Source organism: Caminicella sporogenes DSM 14501 (assembly GCF_900142285.1).
GTDB classification, from domain to species: Bacteria; Bacillota; Clostridia; order Peptostreptococcales; family Caminicellaceae; genus Caminicella; species Caminicella sporogenes.
Window position 1 is genome coordinate 1 of sequence record NZ_FRAJ01000039.1, and the last position, 1,950, is coordinate 1,950.

General features: G+C 25.3%; 2 protein-coding genes and 1 pseudogene. All 3 read left to right on the plus strand.

Going from position 1 to position 1,950, the window contains the following annotated elements; translation table 11 throughout:
* The coding region (locus BUA90_RS12015) for a 6-phosphofructokinase (protein WP_200793531.1) at positions 1 to 261 on the plus strand (261 nt) is incomplete at its 5' end.
* Positions 262 to 827: 566 nt separating this feature from the next.
* Entirely contained in the window at positions 828 to 1,703 is an 876-nt protein-coding gene (locus BUA90_RS12025) for a cation diffusion facilitator family transporter (RefSeq protein ID WP_072968875.1), read from the plus strand.
* A gap of 153 nt (positions 1,704 to 1,856) precedes the next feature.
* Positions 1,857 to 1,950: pseudogene (locus tag BUA90_RS12315) on the plus strand (IS607 family transposase); the annotation flags it as partial.

Consider the following 1,950-nt stretch of genomic DNA (forward strand, 5'->3'; position numbering starts at 1 on the left):
ATAGAAGAAAAGACAGGAATAGAAACGAGAGTAACAATACTTGGACACGTACAAAGAGGAGGAAGTCCTACAGCATTTGACAGAATACTTGCAAGCAGAATGGGAGCTAGAGCAGTAGAGCTTCTTATGGAAGGAAAATCAGGCAGAGCGATAGGAATAAGAAATAATGAGCTTATAGATATGGATATAGATGAGGCATTGGAGATGGAAAAAAAATTCGATAAAGATATTTATGAATTAACTAAAATACTTTCTATATAAATTGATGAAAGCGGCGTAAAAAACGCCGCTTTTTCGTTTTAGTAAAAATTATAACAAAAAAATAAAAAGGCAACAATATTTTTATAATTTTTAACTTTTATTTAATTTTTTTGATTTTTATAAAGGAAATAAGCTGTTTAGGTTTATTATTTTATAAATTTTGCTAAAAGTATCAATATGAAAATTCCTATAATTGCTATTAAAGGATTTCTTTTACGCATTTATAATGTACCTCCTAAAAGTTGTAATAAAGATATATATGTAAGTGGAATTAAAAAAATGTTAAAAAATAAAAAAAATATAGGTGAAAATTTTATAGTCAAAAAGTTATATGTATGTAATACTAAGATTAAATTCTTGTTTTAATATTCATAATAAAATATAAGATTTGTTTATATAAAACTTTAACAAATACCATTATCAATTGATAATGAATGTATTGTAAAATAAGGAAATTTAATCTTGAAAAAAGAACATTTTATAAATATAATATATATAATGTTTATTATGAGATATTTTTATCAATTGAAAAAAGGATTATTAAGTTATATTTATGAGGTGGAAAAATGGATAAATTTGAAAGACAAAAAATAGTAAATAAAATTTCTATAATAACTATCATAGCAAATGTATTTTTATCATTTATAAAAATTATAGTTGGGATAGTTGGAAGAAGTAATGCTTTAGTTGCTGATGGATTTCATTCACTATCTGATGTTTTTAGTACAGTAGTAGTTATGATTGGAGTGAAGCTTGCAGAAAAAGAAGATGATGAAACTCATCCTTATGGACATGAAAAAATTGAACCGGTTATAGGAAAGATACTATCTAATATATTACTTTTGACAGCAGTTTATATGGGATATAAAGGAATAAAAAGTATTTTTATTAGGGATTATTATATACCAGAGAAAATGACTATATTTGCTGCCGTATTTTCTATATTAGTAAAAGAATGGATGTTTAGATATACTATAAGAGGAGCTAAAAAAGTTGAAAGTTCTGCTTTGATGGCAGATGCATGGCATCATCGTTCAGATGCATTGTCATCAATAGGGAGTTTGATTGGGATTACAGGTGCAGTATTTGGTTATCCGATATTAGACCCTATAGCTTCAGTTATTATTAGTATTTTTATATGTAAAGTTGCTATAGAAATTTATATACAGTCAGTTAGAGCACTTATAGATTCAGCGGCAGATAAAGAAACGATTAAAAATATAAAAAAAATAATTTTAGGAATAAATGGCGTTATTCAAATAGATGAATTAAAGACGAGAATTCATGCTAATAAATTATATGTTGATGTAGAAATTGCAGTGGATAGGAATTTGTCAGTATCTGAGGCACATAAAATTGCCGAAGATGTTCATGATAGTATTGAGAATGAAATAAAAAAGGTAAAACATTGTATGGTGCATGTTAATCCTTTTGGAGAGTAAACAACCTTCCTTAATTTGGAAGGTTGTTTACTTGTTAAGAAAAATTATTATTAATTAAATGTTAAAATTTATAAATATATTGTATTTAAATGCAGATAAAATATATAATAGGTGTAGAGGTTGATTAACAGTTAAAGAATATTTATAAAATTTTATACTATTAGATTTGAATTTGAATTAATAGAAAATCTATGTAAAAAATATGGTACTACTATAGAAATTATAGATAATACACCTAAAACTGATG

Excerpts from the sequence above, each read along its gene's own strand:
- BUA90_RS12025 (WP_072968875.1), top strand. The coding sequence starts at position 828 with ATGGATAAATTTGAAAGACAAAAAATAGTAAATAAAATTTCTATAATA.